This window comes from Sandaracinus amylolyticus (assembly GCF_000737325.1).
In the GTDB taxonomy this organism is placed as follows: domain Bacteria; phylum Myxococcota_A; class Polyangia; order Polyangiales; family Sandaracinaceae; genus Sandaracinus; species Sandaracinus amylolyticus.
Map to the genome: position 1 here is coordinate 2,621,791 of NZ_CP011125.1, position 15,543 is coordinate 2,637,333.

The window sequence follows — 15,543 nt, forward strand, 5'->3', positions numbered from 1 at the left end:
CGACGTGCCAGCGTGGGGAGCCTCGAAAAGCCCTTGTTTCTCGGGTGATCCGCGGGCTGCGCGGCCCGCGATGCGTCCCTCGGGACACGCCGGCGCGGGCCGGGGACCGCGTCGTTGCTATCCTCGCGCGCGTGAAGGAGCGTGTGTTCCTCGGCGTCGCCGTCGCGGCCCTGTTCGGCGGGCTGGCCGTGTGGGCGATGGTGGCGCGTCGCGACCGACCGGACGCCGAGCTCGTGGCGTCGGTGATGGCGCGCCCTCCCGCGCCGCCGATCGGAGAGCCGATCGCCGGAGACGACGCGAGCGCGGCGACCGAGCGGCGTGCGCTCGAGCGCGCGATGCTCGGCGGGCTTCCGCTGGTGCGCATCGTGGAGCGCGCGGACGTCGGTGTGCTCGGCCTCGTGCTCGCGGGGCGCGACGCGCTGGGCGCGTGGGAGCGCCTGCACGAGGGCGTCGGCGAGAGCGGGCGCTGGCCGCTGGTGCTCGGTGATGGATGGGCGGTGCGCGCGCACGAGAACGCGACGCGCACGACCGCCGACACGCCCGAGGCGATCGTCCGGCGCGCGCGCAGCCTCGATCTCGACGGGTGGATCGCGACGCGCCTCGCGTCGTCGCGCCCGCGCGAGGGTGACTGGCCCGAGGAGATCCCCGACCCGGTGCCGGTGCGCTCGCGCGTCGTGCGCGACGCGCTCGATCTGCCGGTGCCCGAGGTCGCGGTGGCGCTCGTCCCCACGCGCGATCCCGCGGAGGTGCCGGCGTGGCTCGCGTTCGGGAACTGGGCGGGCTGCCCCGAGCCCGCGGTGCACGTCGCGATGCTCGCGCGATGGCGGGAGCGCTACGGCGCGGAGGTCGTCGCGCTCGGTGCCGACGTGATCGAGCTGCGCATCGCGCGTCCGCCGACCGATCGCGATGCCTCGATGGCGCTCGCGCGCGAGCAGATCGCGTACGCGCCCGAGCTCCTCGCGGACGGAACGCGATCGATCGCGCAGATCGCGGCGTCGCGGATCGGCGCGCCGACGTGGACGCTCCGCTGGCCGCGCACGTCCCGATGATGACGGCGCGCGAACATTGCCAGTAGACTGCTCGGCCCCGGAGGAGATCCGATGCGCCGTGTCGTCGATCCGCGAGGCTTGGTCCTCGCGCTCCTGCTCGTGACCGCGTGCGAAGAGCAGCGCGCGCCCAGCGTTCCACAGATCGACGCGAGCCGTGGTGACGCGGGGAGCGATGCCGCGGTCGATGACGCCGCGGTCGACGACGCCGCGGTCGACGACGCCGCGGTCGACGACGCCGCCACGCCCGACGCGTCCGCGCCGATGCCGAGCGGGCCCGACGTGCGCTGCGTGCGCCCGCTGCACGCGTCGATGATCACCGCGGCGCCCGGCGCGCCGATCGACTGGATCGCGGCGGTCGCCGGCGAGGTCGCCACGGTCACGGCGAACGGCGTCCCGGTGACCCCCGAGGTCGGCGTGATCGAGGTGACGCTGCCCGCGCGCTTCGGGATGAACACGCTCGAGATCGTCGCGACCGGCACCGACGGAGGCGTCTCGCGCGCGGTGTGCACGGTGCTCGTGTCGGAGGCGTGGCAGGACGTCGGCGCGCCGCTCGAGGGCGCGGTCACGATGCGCGTCACGCCGAGCGGCGTCGACGACGGCGACGACGCGCACGGCGAGTACGCGAGCCTCGACGACGTGTTCCGCGCAGCGCTGGTCGGTCCGAGCCCCGCGCGCGGGCTGATCGAGCAGCGCCTCGACGCGCGCTTCGGGCCGGGTGGCGACGCCGACGTGCTCTCCGACGGCTGCCACGCGAGCACCGAATTCGGCTGCGCGCTCCAGGGTGACTACACCTACGGCGCGCTGACGATCTCCGACGCGACGACGTCGGAGCTCGCGCCCGACGCGGGCGGGCTGCGCTTCGTCGGCCGCGTCCCGCTCGTGACGATCGAGGGCACGTACGTCGGGACCTCGCTCCTCGGGCCGCTCGAGGGCGCGCTGATGGTGTATCTCGACGACGTCGAGATCGCGCTCGAGGTCGATCTCGTCGTCGAGGGCGGCGTGCTCGTCGCGCGCACGCGCGGCGATGCGGTCGCGACGCTCGGCGCGATCCGCGTGGACTACGTCGACGCGCCGGGTGAGCCCGCCGCGCCGCCGGCCGCGCTCGAGACGCAGGCCGAGGCCGAGATCGCCGCGCGCATCGGCGGCGGGCGCGCCGGGATCGAGGAGAGCATCGAGGCGTTCATCGCGGCGGAGCTCGACGGGATCATGGAGGAGCTGCTGCGCACGATCGACGTGCGCACGCTCGGCGCGAGCTTCGAGCTCGCGGGCATCGAGGGCGCGGGCGCGTCGAGCGCGTTCACGTTCGACGCGGCGTTCGCCAGCGTGACCCCGAGCCCCGAGGGGCTCGTGTTCGGGCTCACCACGTCGTACGAGGCGCCCGGCGCGACGCGCGCGACGAGCGGCGTCGTGCGCGCGAGCGGTGCCGTCGAGGCGTCGCGCACGTCCGAGCCCGTCGGCAACGTCGTCTCGGAGCGCGTGCTCAACCACGTCGCGCACGAGCTGTGGCGCGCGGGCGGGCTCGAGGGCGTGGTCGCGCCCGACAGAATCGTCGCGCCGGACATGGTCGTCGCGCCCGACATGATCGTCGCGCCGGACATGGTCGTCGCTCCGGACATGGTCGTCGCCCCCGACATGGTGCGCTTCGAGATGGCGCTGCCGCCCGTCGTCAGCGTGAGCAGCGGCGTGTCGGCGATGCTCGGCGGGCTCGAGCTCGTGGTGAGCAACGACGCGGCGAGCGGTCCGTGGCCCGCCGGCGAGGTGCGGGTGCGCGTCGCTGCGATCGTCGAGCTCGGCGTGCAGGCCAGCGCGGGCGGTGATCCGCTCTTCGGCGGCACGATGGACGGCGGTCGCGGCGTGCGCTTCGCCGAGCTCGCGGTCGCCAGCGACGTGCCGCTCTCCACGAGCGCGCGCGCCGGCGTCGTCGCGTACGCGGCGTACGCGGCGTACTACGTCGCGACGTTCTCGATGAACCAGGGTGGACCGAGCCTCCCGCTGCCTTCGTTCCGCACCACGCCGACGCTCGCGAGCTACGGCGTGGTCGGGGAGCAGGTGCTCGGGACCCGCTCGCCGACCGTCGCGCTCGGAGCGCGGACGCTCGAGATCGTCGGGGCGTTCGGCCCGGTGAGCGCGATCGCGACCGAGTGACGGCTCGCTCCGCGCGCGCGTTTCGATCAGAGTCGCGGCGTGGACGATCTGGTCGTGGCGCCCGGCGTCGTGATCCCGGCGCGCGAGCTCGCATGGAGCGCGGCGCGCGCGTCGGGGCCCGGCGGGCAGAACGTGAACAAGGTGAGCTCGAAGGTCGATCTGCGCTTCGATCTCGAGGGCTCGATCGCGCTCCCGCCCGAGGTGAAGGCGAGGGTGCGCGCGAAGGCGGGCGCATCGCGGCTCGACGCGGACGGGCGCGTGCTGATCGTCAGCCAGCTCACGCGCGACCAGAAGCGCAACCTCGAGGACGCGCGCGAGAAGCTCGCCGCGCTGGTGCGCGGCGCGATGGTGGTGCCGAAGAAGCGCAAGAAGACGACGCCGAGCCGGGGCGCGAAGGAGCGTCGGCTCGGCGAGAAGAAGCGGCGCGCGGAGACGAAGCGCGGCCGCCAGTCGCGCGGCGACGACTGATCGATCCGATGTGGGGCGTCGCTCGTATCGGCGTCCGTGAGGTCGATCCTCGGACGTCGTGCGTCGCGCCGTGCCGCGCGTGGGGGCTCTGTCGCCTGGCGCGAGCCTGGTAGAGTGCCCGGTCGAGGTCGGGTGCAGGCGCGAGACACGGCGGCGGAGCGGGCGGGCAACGAGCAGGACGCGGCGCTCGTGCTCGCGGTCGCGGCCGGTGATCGCGACGCGCTCGCGAGCCTCTACGATCACCACGCGGGCGCGCTGCTCGGGATCGGGCTGCGCATCCTGCGCGAGCGTCGCGAGGCCGAGGACCTCGTGCACGACGTCTTCCTCGAGGTGTGGCGCCGCGCGCACGCCTACGATCCGTCGCGCGCCAGCGTGCGCGCGTGGCTCGTGCTGATGATGCGATCGCGCTCGCTCGATCGTCGCAAGTCGCACGCGTTCGCGCGCAGCGCGCCGCTCGCGCACGATCCGCGCGTCGCGCCGGCCTCGGAGAGCCCCGCGGTGCTGCTCGATCGCAACCGCGTGGCCGCGGCGCTCGCCGCGCTGCCCGAGGCGCAGCGCGACGTGCTCGTGCTCGGGTACTTCGAGGGGCTCTCCTCGAGCGAGATCGCGGAGCGGCTCGGCGCGCCGATCGGCACCGTGAAGTCACGCGTCGCTGCCGCGCTGAGAGCACTGCGTGCGCAGCTCGGCGAGGAGGAGCGCCCGTGAGCGACGACGAGCTCTTCGATCTCGAGCCCGACGCGCTCGAGCTCGCGGCCTCGATCGCGACGCTCCGCACCGAGCGCGATCCCGGACGCGCGCTGCGCGATCGCCTGCTCGCGAGCACGCGCACGACGAGCCGCTTCGGTGATCTGGAGCGCGAGGTCGCGTCGCTGCTCGATCTCGACGTGCGCGCCGCGGCCGCGCTGCTGCTGCGCGTCGACCAGGCGGATGCGTGGACCGAGGGCCCTGCGCCCGGGGTGCGCCTCTTCCACGTGGAAGGCGGCCCCGCGGTCGCGGGCGCGGTGACCGGCTTCGTGCGCGTCGAGGCGGGGCGCGAGTTCCCGGAGCACGAGCATCTCGGCGACGAGCGCGTGCTGGTGATCCAGGGCGCGCTGCGCGACTCGCTCGGCACGGTGGTGCAGCGCGGCGAGATGGCGCCGATGCCGGCGGGCAGCGCGCATCGCTTCGAGGCGATCGGCCCGCTGCCGCTCGTGTACCTCGTGGTCGTGCGCGACGGCGTGCGGATCGGCGACGACGTGATCGGTCCCGACGATCCGCGCGGTTGATCCGCGTCGTTTCGTTGCAGACTCTCGCGCGCATGTCGAACGAGAAGGTCGTCTGGATCACCGGCGCTTCGTCGGGTATCGGCGAGGCGCTCGCGCTCGAGCTCGCGCGTGGCGGAGCGAAGCTCGTGCTCTCCGCGCGTCGCGCCGATCGTCTCGAGGCGCTGCGCCTCCGCTGCCCCGATCCCGCGCGCGTCGCGGTGCTGCCGCTCGACGTCGCCGACACGACGCGCGCGAAGGAGCACGCCGAGACCGCGCAGGTCCCGTTCGGGCGCGTCGACGTGATGGTGCACAACGCCGGGATCACGCAGCGCTCGCTCGTCGTCGACACCGCGCTCGACGTCGATCGACGCATCATGGAGGTCAACTACTTCGGCGTCGTCGCGCTCACGAAGGCGCTCCTCCCGTCGATGATCGCGCGCAAGAGCGGGCACTTCGTCGTCGTCTCGAGCGTCGTCGGGTACGTCGGCACGCAGCAGCGCTCGGCGTACGCGGCGAGCAAGCACGCGCTGCACGGCTTCTTCGAGGCGCTGCGTGCCGAGGGCCACGCGGACGGCGTGAAGGTCACGATGGTGTGCCCCGGCTACGTGAGCACCGACCTCACGCTCTCCGCGCTGCGCGGCGACGGCTCGGTGCACGGCGAGCGCGCGGCGAGCAACGCCGCGGGCATGTCTCCCGCGCAGTGCGCCCATCGCATCGCGCACGCGATCGAGACCCAGCCGCGCGAGGTGTACGTCGGCGGGCGCGAGGTCGCGGCGATCTACCTGCGCCGCTTCGCGCCGGGCCTGCTCGCGCGCATCCTCCCGCGCGTGAACGCGACGTGATCGCAGGTATCCTCCCGGCGCGATGGACAAGCTGATCCGAGGCATCCTCCACTTCCGCGAGCACGAGCTCCCGTCGCGCCGCGAGACCTTCGCGAAGCTCGCGAGCGGTCAGGATCCGGACACGCTCTTCCTCGCGTGCGCCGACAGCCGCGTGGTGCCGAACCTCTTCTCGTCGACGGAGCCCGGCGATCTCTTCACGATCCGCACGGTGGGCAACCTGATCGCGCCCGCCGATGCCGAGGGCGGCGCGATCGGCGACGTGTCGGAGGCGGCGGCGGTCGAGTACGCGCTGATCGCGCTCGACGTGCGCGACATCGTCATCTGCGGGCACAGCCACTGCGGCGCGATGGGCGCGATGCTCTCGGGCAAGGCGCCCGCGGGCGCGCCGAACCTGCGCGCGTGGCTCGAGCTCGCGCAGCCGAGCGTCGAGCGTGCGCAGCGCGTCGCGGGCATCGGCGAGGGGCTCTCGCCGGCCGATCGGCTCTCGCAGATCAACGTGCTCCAGCAGCTCGACCACCTGCGCAGCTATCACGTCGTGCGCGAGCGCGAGGCGTCGGGCCACGTGCGGCTTCACGGCTGGTGGTTCGACGTGGCCACCGGCGAGACGCACATCTACGACTCGGCGCGCGGCGGCTTCGTGCTGCTCGACGAAGAAGAGGCTGCGCGCATCCTCGCGCACCAGGTGCCCGCGCCGCACCTTCCGCGCTGAGCGCTCACTGCGCGTGCGGATGGCACGCGAAGCACGAGAAGCCCTCGCCGGTGCTCGCGTCGAACTCGGGCGCGCCGAGCAGCGCCTGCATCGCGGGCATCACGCGGCTGTACATGAAGCGCACGCCCTCGGGATGATCGCGCACGGTCTGGTGCTGGCCCTCGGTGCCCGTCGGCCAGAGCGGGAGCAGCGCGGGGTTCGGCATGGCGTACTCGCGCTCCCGCGCGCCCTCGCCGTGGCAGGTCGCGCAGGTGAACGCGTCGTAGCGGGACGGATCGTACGCGACGAAGAGATCGGTCATGCGCGGCAGGACCTCGCGCGCCATGTGCGCGGCGCGCTCGTCGCGCGACAGCTCGGCCCAGGGGCGTGGCGGCCCCGCGGCCTCGGTCGGTGTCGGCGCCGTAGGCGCGGCGGAGGACGCGCCGCACGAGGCGAGCACGAGCGCGAGGGCGAGCGACGGAGCAGAGCGCATCGGCCCGCATCGTACACGCGGCGCCCGTCGCGCTCCCCGGGCTCGTGATCGAGGAGCGGGGAGCGCGTCGTGCGCGCGCGATGCGCGAGGCGAGGTCGCACGCTGCCGCATCTCCGCGCCGGGCGGGAGGGTGCGGCGGCGTGGGGAACTGCCCCGCTCCGCGCCCGATCGGCGGTCGGTGCCGACCTCGGGCGCCGGTCCGATCGTCGTCCGAGGATCCAAGCCCGCGCACGCGGGCACGCGGGCCGGGACGACGGCACCGAGGTTGCTCTCTCCACGGCCGAGGACGGACGATGGAGCTCTCGTTCTTGGAGAACCACGAAGGCGAACGACCGCGCGTCGGTCCGGCCCTCGTGCGGCGGCTCGTCGACGAGACGAGCGGGCTCGAGCGCGTGCTCGCGCGTCGCGAAGAGGCGCTCGGCGCTGCGCTCGAGCGCGACCTCTTCCCCGACGGAGCGCCGTCGCGCGTGCTGCCGGTCGACGTGCGCGTCGCGCTCGCGGGCAAGCTGCAGACGGCACTGCACGTCTGGGCGGCATCGCCGGGCGCGGGCGCAGCCGGCGCGGGCGACGAGCTCATGCGGCCGCTGCGCGCCATCGCGGCGCAGGTCGGCAGCGCGGACAGCGACGACGAGATGCACTCGTACCTGTTCCCCGCCGGCATGCCCGAGCGGGTGCGCACCACCGATCTGCTCCGCGCGTTCCGTCACGCGGCGGCGCGCGAGCAGCGCTCGCTGGTGCGCCTCGCCTCGCTCGCGCCGGTCTTCGGCGCGCACGGCACGCTCATCGAGCACGAGCTCGCGGGTCGCGCGGTGCTGGTCGTGCGGCTCTGGGTGATCGCGCTCAAGTGGTACGCGCTCGCCGCGGGGCGTGCGGGCAACACCCACGCGCGCTCGTTCCACGCGCTCACCGAGAAGTGGAAGCGCGTCGAGGGGCAGATGAAGCTGTGCATCGACGCGTGATCGATGCGTCCGGGGAGGCGCCGATGCGCTCGGCGCCGCGCCGGGTTAGGATTTCGTCATGGAGCCGCGCGTCACGATGATGGTGCTGCTCCACGCGGGCGGCGTATGCCGCGGCGTGGCGACCGTCGCGCCTGCAGAGGACACGGAGGCGGCGGCGCGGCGTCTGCTGATCGATCGGGACGGCTGGGAGGCCGTGTTCGTCGATGGGCATGGCGTCGAGCTCGAGCGTTGGACCACGACCGAGCGAGGCGTGGAGCGCACGTGGCAGAGCCCGCTGGGACCGCCGCGCGCACCGCGCGCGCGCTGGCTGCTCGAGGGCGACGAGCGCATCGGCGCGTAGCGTCGGTGGCACGTCGTCTGCGTCGTGATCTCCGCGGAGGACGGAGATGGCGACGACCTATCAGCGCGTGCCGGGGATGGTGCACGTCGACGATCCCGGCGAGCGACTGCGGCAGCAGAAGCTCCACAGCTCGAAGGGGATCGGGATCATGACGGCGATGATCGCGGTGCTCGCGGTCGTGATCGCCGTGACGATGTGGATGGCCTCGCACGTCGCGCCGGAGCCCGAGGAGAGCGAGGGCTTCGCGCACGAGGAGCTCGACGTGCCCGCGGATCGCGTGCGCGACCCGCGAGCGATCGAGTGACGCGCTACTGGAACATGAACATCGCGCCGAGGTTCAGCGCGAGCTCGTTCACCGTGACGGCGTAGTCGACGTCGCCGACCACCGGCAGGTCGTCGCCGTTGAACACGTCGAGGTGTCGCCAGCCCAGCTCGATGAACCCGCCGATGCGCGCCGCGGTGATCACGGTGAGCCCCGCGAGCGCGCCGATGTTCCAGCCGGGCCACGCGGAGTCGTCGTCGTCGCCCGGCACCGTGAGCACGCCGAGCGTGAAGCCGATCGGCATCGCGGCGTACGGCTCGAGAAAGAGCTGGCCGCGGATCACTTCGAACATCGCGCGGATGCGCACCAACAGATCGAAGTGGAACGCCCACTCGCGCTCCGCGCCGTTGGCGTCCGGCTCGTAGCTCATCGCCTCGAAGAGACCGCCCACCGAGAAGAAGTCGAGGAACGGCTGCTCGATCCGGAACCCGAACCCCACGCTCGGATCGAGATCGTCGTCGAGCTCGAGCGTGCCGGCCTCGGAGCTCGTCGACGCGTCGTACTCGCCGCCGAAGCCGAGCCCGAGGTGCGCGCCGATGCGGAGGTGATCGTCGCGCTCGAGGATCTGCGCGCTCGCGTTCGCCGGAAACAGCAGCGCGGCGAGGAACGCGAATGGGATCGATGTTCGAAGCTGCCTCATGGCGCGGCAGCCTAGCACCGCGAACACACGCGTCAGCCGAGCCTCACGCGCGCTGCAGCCACCTCGGAAGACGACACCACGCGCGGCGGATCGCGCGTCAGGTCCACGACGCGATCGCGATCGCCGATCGTCGTGCGCACGAGCGGGCCTCGCGTCGACTCGAGGATCTGCGCGCTGCCGTACGCACGCAGCAGCGAGAGCGCGAGCAGCGCTTTCGCGGGCGCGTCGGCGCGCCGCCGCACCAGCGTGACCAGCGGCGCGCGCTCGGCGGGCGCGAGCGGTCGCGCGCGGGTCGGGATCGCCGCGACGAGGCCGAGCACGAGCTCGGGGTACGCCGGGCCCGCGAGATCGATCAGGCGCGACGCGAGCGGCGCGAGATCCGCCTCGGCGCGCGCGACGAGCTCGCTCCACGCACCGAGATCGTCGGTCGCGCTCGCGGCCTCGTCGAGCGCGCGGGCGATCGCGCCGCGCTCGAACGCGACGTCGAGGTGCACCTGGCCCGGCGGCGCGCCGCCGATCGCGACCTCGCTGATCCACGCGTGCCGCGTCCACACGAGGTCCTCGGTGCGCCCCTCGAGCGCGATCCACACGCGGCCGAGATCGCCGGGCGTGCCTTCACCCGGCTCGTGCTCCACGCGCGCTGCGCGCTCGCGCGCGGGCGCATCGTCCTCGGGCGCGGCATCGAGCACGCGATCGAGCCACGCCAGCGCGGCGCGCGCGTCCCAGGGCTCGCGCTCGGCGCCCTCGCGCGTGTCGTAGAGCGCCCGCAGCGGCGCGGTCTCCGCGCCGACGAGCCGCTCGAGCGCGAGCCGCGCGAGCCGCAGCAGATCGCCGATGCCTTCGTGGTGCAGGTGCTGCGCGAGCCCGCTCGCGCCGGGCGTGCGATCGAAGAGCGCGAGGCAGACGCGCTCGTCGAGGCGCACGACCTCGACGTCGATCAGATCCTCCGACGCGCGCAGGAGGCACGGCAGCATCGCGCGGATCGCGGTGGCGAGCGCGATCTCGGCGGCGCGCGGCAGCGCGGGCTCGATCACGACGAGGCACGCCTCGGTCGAGTACACGCTCGCGATCGGGTGCGCGTAGCTTCGCCGCTCCACGAGGCGCGGGCCCGGCGCGTAGCGGCGGATGCCGTGGAACGTCTCGGTGACCTCGGCGCGCGCGATCGCGATCGGGATCGGCGCGCCGCCGAGCGAGCGCTCGGAGAGCTCGAGCTTCGCGTGCACCTCGATCGCGACGCGACGATCGGGCGTGGTGCGGCCCGGAGGCTGGCCGTGCGCCGCGAGGAGGAGCCCCGGCTCGCTGGCGCTCTCGCGGACGAGATACCGACCGCGCGCGTGCAGCGCGAGGCTGCCCGGCGGGTGCAACGCGCTCGCGGTCGAGAGGTCGAGCTCGCGCAGCACGTCGCGCGTGCCTTCGTCGACGAGGCGCACGCGCGACGTCGACTCGCCGACGCAGGCGTCGCAGATGGGCTCGCCGATCGCGGCCTCGCTCGTGCTGCGCACCTTCGCGCGGGCGCGCGCGTCGTCGATGCGCGCGTCGAACTCGAGCACCGCGCGGCGCGCGACGCGGCCGCTCGCTTCGAGCCGACGCAGCGTCTCGTCCACGAACGGCGCGCCGAACCGGGTGCGCAGCGCGTCGACGTCCTGCTCGCGACCGAGCGCGCGATCGAAGTGACGCTGGCGCACCACCTCGGGCTCGGAGAGCGGCACCGCGCGTGGCAGCGCGAGCGTGAGCGCGCGGAAGGGCGCGTCCTCGGCCTCGTCGTGCAGCGCGAGCTCGTCGCCGCGCGGCGGTGCGAGGATCACGAGCGTCTCGCCCTCGGGCGCGACGCGCTGGCCGGCGTGCGCGAGACGATCGGCCTCGCGGCGCACGTCGGGCCAGCGCCCTTCGATCATCACGATCTCGGCGTCGAGCGGATCCGCGACGTGCCCCGGGACGTGCGCCAGATCGATCGTGCTGCGCGCGATCCCGCGCCACGCGTCGCCCGCGAGCCGCAGGTGCCAGCGCAGCCCGGCGCGCGCGCAAGCCTCCGCGAGCTCGGCGATCGTGACCTCGCGCGCGTCGTCGCGGCGCAGATCGCGGCGCGTGATCGTCGCGTGCGCGGGGCGCGGCGCGCCGTCGCGCTCGAACACGCGCAGCGGCGCAGCGAGCAGGTGACGCGCCCAGCCCGCGATGCCGCTCGCGCTCGGGCCTGCGGTCGCGAGCAGCAGCGCGGGGTAGGGCGCGTCGTGCAGCGCGTCGAGCAGCGCCCACGTGCGGCGCGCGAGCATGTGCAGGTGCATCTCGCGCACGCCGGTGAAGCCCTCGACGTCGAGCACGATCCACAAGCCGAGCCGCTTGAAGATCGCCTCGGTGCGCGCATCGGAGAGCACGTCGGACTCGAGCGCCTCGAGGTGCGCGACGACGATCGCGGGTGTGCGCTCGGCGAGCAGCGTCGCCGCGAGATCGTCGCCTGCGACCGCGACCGCAGCGTTCCATCGCGCGGCCGTGCGCTGCACCGCATCGCGCACGCGCTCCGCGAACGCGCGCGCCGAGGGCGCGTCGCGCGTGACGACGAGCGTCGTCGCGCCGCGATCGAGGAACACCTGCAGCGCAGCGAGCGCGCAGAGCGCGGTCCGTCCGGTGCCCTCGGGCAACAGCACGAGCGGGTGCTCGAGCGCGCCCTCGGCGCCTCGGAACGGCGCTCCCATCGCCTCTTCGCGCAGCTCCGGGGCCGCACCGCGCGCGGTCGGAGGCGCGGTGCGCCACATCGAGGCCAGGTGCTCGAGCACGTCGCGCTGGTGGGCGTAGAGCGAGCTCTGGCCGGTGAGGCGATGGAACGCCTCGGCCGCGAGCGCCGCGGTGCGCTCGGGCAGCGCGGCGGTCTCGGCGGCGCGCGCGGGCGTGCGCATCGGCTTGGCGATCGTCGGCGCACCGGGTGCCTCGGCGAGCGCGGCGCGGAGGCGCTCGATCGCGGGCTCCGGCGGCGGCGCCTTCGCCTCGTCTTCGGCTTTCTTCTCGTCCTGCTCGGCGGGCGGGCGCGCCTGGGTGGCGAGGTGCACGCCGAGCACGGTGAGCAGGTAGAGCGCGAGCACCCACGCGCCGGGCGCGGGGCGCGCATCGTCGCGCGCCTGCTCGATCGGATCGTCCGCGTACGCCGCGGGCCGCACCGGCGCGGCCTGCTGGCCCTCGCGGCATGCCATCATGCCGGGCGGCTCATCCGCGACGAAGCGCACGTAGAAGAGCCAGCCCGCGATCCCGTGCGCGACGAAGATCGCGATCCAGAGCGGGCGCGCCCACCGTCGGAAGCGGTCGTCGGCGCGGCGCGTCGTGCTCGCGCCGACCCAGCGATGGAAGAACGGCAGGTCCTCCTGCTTCGTGCTCCACGCGAGCTGCGACGCGGAGACCACGAAGCGCTCGAGCAGCAGCGCGACGAGCGCGATGATCGGCAGCCACACGATCGTGTGCAGCGCGATCGCGACGTCGGGATGCGCATCGAGCGGCACGAGCGGACGGCCCCACGGCGCGCCGAGGAGGCGCCACTCGAAGTAGGAGACGCGCTCCCACAGCGCGGGGTCGACGTCTTCGGGGCGATGCAGTCGATCACGGAGGAACGGATCGGCGATCCGCGCGAGCCCGTACAGCGCGACCGCGACGAGCGAGGCGGCGACCCACGTCGGCGTGTGGCTCGGTCGACCACGACCGCCGGGCAGCGCGCGCGCCGCGCGACCGAGCAGGTACGACGTCGCGATCACGAGCAGCGACGGCACGAACGCGACGACGGTGATCCCGAGCCCGGGGATCAGCGCGGAGAGGCGCGCGAGCTCGCACGCGAAGCGCTCGAACGCGTTCACGCGCCGTCCTCCGGGTCGCGCGCGGGAGCTCGACGAGCGAGCGTCGCGACGCGTGCTGCAGCCTCCTCTTCGATCTCGAAGCGAGGGGCTTCCGCGGCGCTCGGGGGCGTCGCGCTCGGCTTCGCGCTGCGCAGCGATGCGACGCGCTCGAGCTCGATGTCGGTCACGACCACGAGCCAGTACGCACGATCCTCTTCGACGCCGCGCGCGCACCGGATCGGCGCGCCCGATGCGCTCTCCTTCTCGAGCCGCCGCGCGACCTCGGCCTCGGCCGCGGGCGGGACCACGCCGACGCCGTCGTACACCACGTGCGCGTCGCCGCCGACCTCGCGACCCGTGAAGTCCAGCGCGACGCGCAGCGAGCGCGCCTGACGCCGCAGGAACGACGCGATCTGCGCGCTCGCCGCCTCGGCGTCCTCGCTCTCCGCGAACGGATCCCACGTCGCGACGGGCTCGGCGTGCGGCGCCGCCCCCGCGCGCAACGACGCGAGCGACGAGAAGGGCACCTCGTCGCGCCATCGCCGCGCCCAGCCCTCGCGGTCGGCGAGCGCGCGCAGCAGATCGCGCTCGCGCGTCGGACGTGCGTCGGCCGGGAGCTGACGCAGCAGCGCCCGCGCCGCCGCCGCGCCCGCGAGGCCCTCGACCAACGTCTCGCCGCGGCCACCGAGCAGCCCCGAGAGATCGATGCGCTCGGCCTCGCGCACCACGCCGAGCGCGCGCTGCTCCGCGAGCAGCTCGGCGCGCGCTCGCTGCGCCGCGCGCTCGGCGAGCAAGAGCGCCTCGGCATCACGGTCGAGCGTCGCGCGCAGCGCGAGCAGCGCCTGTACCCGCGCCGTCGCGCGCGACAAGCGCAGCCGCGTCGTGAAGTAGGTCGCGACCGAGCGCTGCTCGCCCGTCACGGTGCGTCGGATCGCGGCCCACATCTCGCGGTGCGCCTCGACCGCCGCGGCATGCGCGCGCCACACGTGCCACGCGAGGTGCGCGCCGATCGCGATCAGCCCGGCGATGCCCGCGGTCCAGATCGCACGTGCGCGCAGCCACGGCTCGTACCAGTCGCTCGGCTGCGCGTCGATCGCGCCTGCGAGCTCCACGAGGATCGACGGCACCAGCACGATCGTCGCCATCGTCGCGAGCAGGCCCCAGAGCACCATGCGCGCGAGGTCCGGCTTGCGCCGCGCCGCATCGAGCAGCTCGGCGTGGCGCGCGCGCAGATCGTCGAAGCTCGGCGAGGGTGTCGGCTCGATCGCGTCGCGCTCCGTGATCGCGTCCTCGAGCCGCATCGCGACGCCGCGCCGCAGCTTGTCGACCAGCTCGGTCGTGCGACGGAACGCATCGGGCGACGGTGTGCCCCAGAGCTCGCGATCGACGCGCGCCTTCACCCGCGTGATCAGCGACTCGCGCGCCGCTTCCATGTCGGCGCGCTCGCGCGCGACGAGGTCGTCGAAGCGCCGGCGCTGCAAGAGACGCCACGCGTCCTCGATCTGTCGCATGCGCTCGAGCGCGAACCCGAGCGGCTGATCGGGCGGCGGCTGCGGATCGTCGAGCGAGGGATCGCCGTGGTCGGGCCCGTAGCGCGCGCGGATCGTCTCCGCGCTCTCGTGCCAGCGCGGCGGCGCGTCGTTCTCGATCGGCGGCACGTAGCGCTCGAGCACGTCGCGCACGACGTGCGCCGCATCCGCGTTGGGATCGAGCGCGTCGAGCTCCACCTGCTCGAGCGCGTCGACCTCCGAGAGCGTCGCGCCCTCGAGCTTCGCGTCGAGCACTGCGTCGAGCAGCTCGAGCGCGACCTGGCTCGTCGCCCAGCGCCGGATGCGCTCGCGTGGCAGCTCCGCGACCGCGCACGCGAACGTCGCGAGCGGCGCGTCGGGCGCGGTGCCGTGCAGCACCGTCTGCACACGATCGAGCGCCGGTCGCGCGCGCAGCAAGAGCGTCACGAAGTTCCGGACGTTCTGCTCGAGCTCGCCCTCCGAGAGGATCGAGAACTCCGCGACGTCCTCGACGAGCCAGACCTGCGGCGTGCACCTGCGCGTCGAGGGACGTGCCCGCACCGCGCTCACGAGCGCGCGCACCGACGCGATGATCGCCTCGCCGTCCGCGTGCCCGTGGGGGTGCGGCATCGCGAGCATCGGCGCGACGATCGCGTTGCGCTCGCTGCCGGTGCGGAACGGCTCGAAGATCGGACCGAGCTCGCCGATCACGCGCTCCTCGATCGCCGCGAGCGCGCCCTCGATCGCGCCGCGCGGTCCGCGCTCTCCGAGGTGCGCGATCGGGATCACCAGCAGCTCGGTGAGCCCGTCCTCGCCCGCGGCATCGCGCGCTCGCACCATGCGCTCGTGCGCGAGCAGCGCGCGCGCCCGCTCGATCACGGCGGACGCGATCGCGCTCGGCGACGGGCACGGATCGAGCGCGATGAACGCGAAGGGCGCGCGGTCGCGCGGCAGCTCTTCTTCGAGCCGACGCGCGACGCTCGCGCCGAACGCACCGAGCCCGCAGACGATCGCCGCGGTGGTCATCGCGCTG

General features: G+C 74.2%; 14 protein-coding genes. 10 read left to right on the plus strand and 4 right to left on the minus strand.

Going from position 1 to position 15,543, the window contains the following annotated elements:
* Positions 1-131 precede the first annotated feature (131 nt).
* The 7 genes from DB32_RS11020 to DB32_RS11050 all read left to right on the plus strand — a co-directional run bounded on the left by DB32_RS11020 (position 132) and on the right by DB32_RS11050 (position 6,457).
* Positions 132-1,049, plus strand: a complete 918-nt coding sequence (locus tag DB32_RS11020) for a DUF4253 domain-containing protein (protein WP_053232382.1) — start codon at positions 132-134, stop codon at positions 1,047-1,049.
* A gap of 51 nt (positions 1,050-1,100) precedes the next feature.
* Positions 1,101-3,194, plus strand: a complete 2,094-nt coding sequence (locus DB32_RS11025) for a hypothetical protein (RefSeq protein WP_157068948.1) — start codon at positions 1,101-1,103, stop codon at positions 3,192-3,194.
* A gap of 39 nt (positions 3,195-3,233) precedes the next feature.
* Positions 3,234-3,662 (plus strand): alternative ribosome rescue aminoacyl-tRNA hydrolase ArfB, encoded by a 429-nt coding sequence (gene arfB, locus DB32_RS11030; RefSeq protein ID WP_075097505.1) that lies wholly within the window; start codon positions 3,234-3,236, stop codon positions 3,660-3,662.
* Positions 3,663-3,794: 132 nt separating this feature from the next.
* Positions 3,795-4,367, plus strand: a complete 573-nt coding sequence (locus tag DB32_RS11035) for a sigma-70 family RNA polymerase sigma factor (RefSeq protein WP_053232384.1) — start codon at positions 3,795-3,797, stop codon at positions 4,365-4,367.
* Positions 4,364-4,927 carry a cupin domain-containing protein gene (locus DB32_RS11040; protein ID WP_053232385.1) on the plus strand — a complete coding sequence of 188 codons (564 nt, stop codon included), beginning with the start codon at positions 4,364-4,366 and terminating at the stop codon, positions 4,925-4,927. The genes DB32_RS11035 and DB32_RS11040 overlap by 4 nt, the downstream gene beginning before the upstream one ends.
* Before the next feature lie 32 nt (positions 4,928-4,959).
* Positions 4,960-5,748, plus strand: a complete 789-nt coding sequence (locus DB32_RS11045) for an SDR family oxidoreductase (RefSeq protein ID WP_053232386.1) — start codon at positions 4,960-4,962, stop codon at positions 5,746-5,748.
* A gap of 22 nt (positions 5,749-5,770) precedes the next feature.
* Entirely contained in the window at positions 5,771-6,457 is a 687-nt protein-coding gene (locus DB32_RS11050; protein WP_053232387.1) for a carbonic anhydrase, read from the plus strand.
* A 4-nt stretch (positions 6,458-6,461) separates the two neighbouring features.
* On the opposite strand, the gene DB32_RS11055 is transcribed toward DB32_RS11050, so the two are convergent.
* Positions 6,462-6,929 (minus strand): hypothetical protein, encoded by a 468-nt coding sequence (locus DB32_RS11055; RefSeq protein WP_053232388.1) that lies wholly within the window; start codon positions 6,927-6,929, stop codon positions 6,462-6,464.
* A gap of 293 nt (positions 6,930-7,222) precedes the next feature.
* Between DB32_RS11055 and DB32_RS11060 the strand changes: the two genes are divergently transcribed.
* Genes DB32_RS11060 through DB32_RS11070 form a run of 3 tightly spaced genes read left to right on the plus strand, consistent with a single transcriptional unit; the run spans position 7,223 to position 8,532 of the window.
* Positions 7,223-7,888, plus strand: a complete 666-nt coding sequence (locus tag DB32_RS11060; protein WP_053232389.1) for a hypothetical protein — start codon at positions 7,223-7,225, stop codon at positions 7,886-7,888.
* Positions 7,889-7,946: 58 nt separating this feature from the next.
* A complete protein-coding gene (locus tag DB32_RS11065; protein WP_053232390.1) occupies positions 7,947-8,228 on the plus strand; it encodes a hypothetical protein in 282 nt (93 codons plus the stop codon).
* Positions 8,229-8,274: 46 nt separating this feature from the next.
* The gene (locus tag DB32_RS11070) at positions 8,275-8,532 is read left to right on the plus strand and encodes a hypothetical protein (RefSeq protein WP_053232391.1); all 258 of its coding nucleotides are present in this window, start codon (positions 8,275-8,277) and stop codon (positions 8,530-8,532) included.
* A gap of 4 nt (positions 8,533-8,536) precedes the next feature.
* Here DB32_RS11070 and DB32_RS11075 read toward each other — a convergent pair whose 3' ends face one another.
* From DB32_RS11075 to DB32_RS11085, 3 genes are read right to left on the minus strand one after another with little or no spacing between them, the layout of a single operon-like run.
* Entirely contained in the window at positions 8,537-9,190 is a 654-nt protein-coding gene (locus tag DB32_RS11075; RefSeq protein ID WP_053232392.1) for a hypothetical protein, read from the minus strand.
* Positions 9,191-9,222: 32 nt separating this feature from the next.
* A complete protein-coding gene (locus tag DB32_RS11080) occupies positions 9,223-13,023 on the minus strand; it encodes a hypothetical protein (protein ID WP_053232393.1) in 3,801 nt (1,266 codons plus the stop codon).
* Positions 13,020-15,536, minus strand: a complete 2,517-nt coding sequence (locus DB32_RS11085; protein WP_053232394.1) for a hypothetical protein — start codon at positions 15,534-15,536, stop codon at positions 13,020-13,022. The genes DB32_RS11080 and DB32_RS11085 overlap by 4 nt, the downstream gene beginning before the upstream one ends.
* Positions 15,537-15,543 lie beyond the last annotated feature (7 nt).

Bases quoted from the DNA above. Each gene is read 5' to 3' on its own strand.
- DB32_RS11025 (WP_157068948.1), top strand. From the start codon at position 1,101: ATGCGCCGTGTCGTCGATCCGCGAGGCTTGGTCCTCGCGCTCCTGCTC.
- DB32_RS11065 (WP_053232390.1), top strand. From the start codon at position 7,947: ATGGAGCCGCGCGTCACGATGATGGTGCTGCTCCACGCGGGCGGCGTA.
- DB32_RS11055 (WP_053232388.1), bottom strand. From the start codon at position 6,929: ATGCGCTCTGCTCCGTCGCTCGCCCTCGCGCTCGTGCTCGCCTCGTGC.
- DB32_RS11070 (WP_053232391.1), top strand. From the start codon at position 8,275: ATGGCGACGACCTATCAGCGCGTGCCGGGGATGGTGCACGTCGACGAT.
- DB32_RS11060 (WP_053232389.1), top strand. From the start codon at position 7,223: ATGGAGCTCTCGTTCTTGGAGAACCACGAAGGCGAACGACCGCGCGTC.
- DB32_RS11075 (WP_053232392.1), bottom strand. From the start codon at position 9,190: ATGAGGCAGCTTCGAACATCGATCCCATTCGCGTTCCTCGCCGCGCTG.
- DB32_RS11045 (WP_053232386.1), top strand. From the start codon at position 4,960: ATGTCGAACGAGAAGGTCGTCTGGATCACCGGCGCTTCGTCGGGTATC.
- DB32_RS11085 (WP_053232394.1), bottom strand. From the start codon at position 15,536: ATGACCACCGCGGCGATCGTCTGCGGGCTCGGTGCGTTCGGCGCGAGC.
- DB32_RS11050 (WP_053232387.1), top strand. From the start codon at position 5,771: ATGGACAAGCTGATCCGAGGCATCCTCCACTTCCGCGAGCACGAGCTC.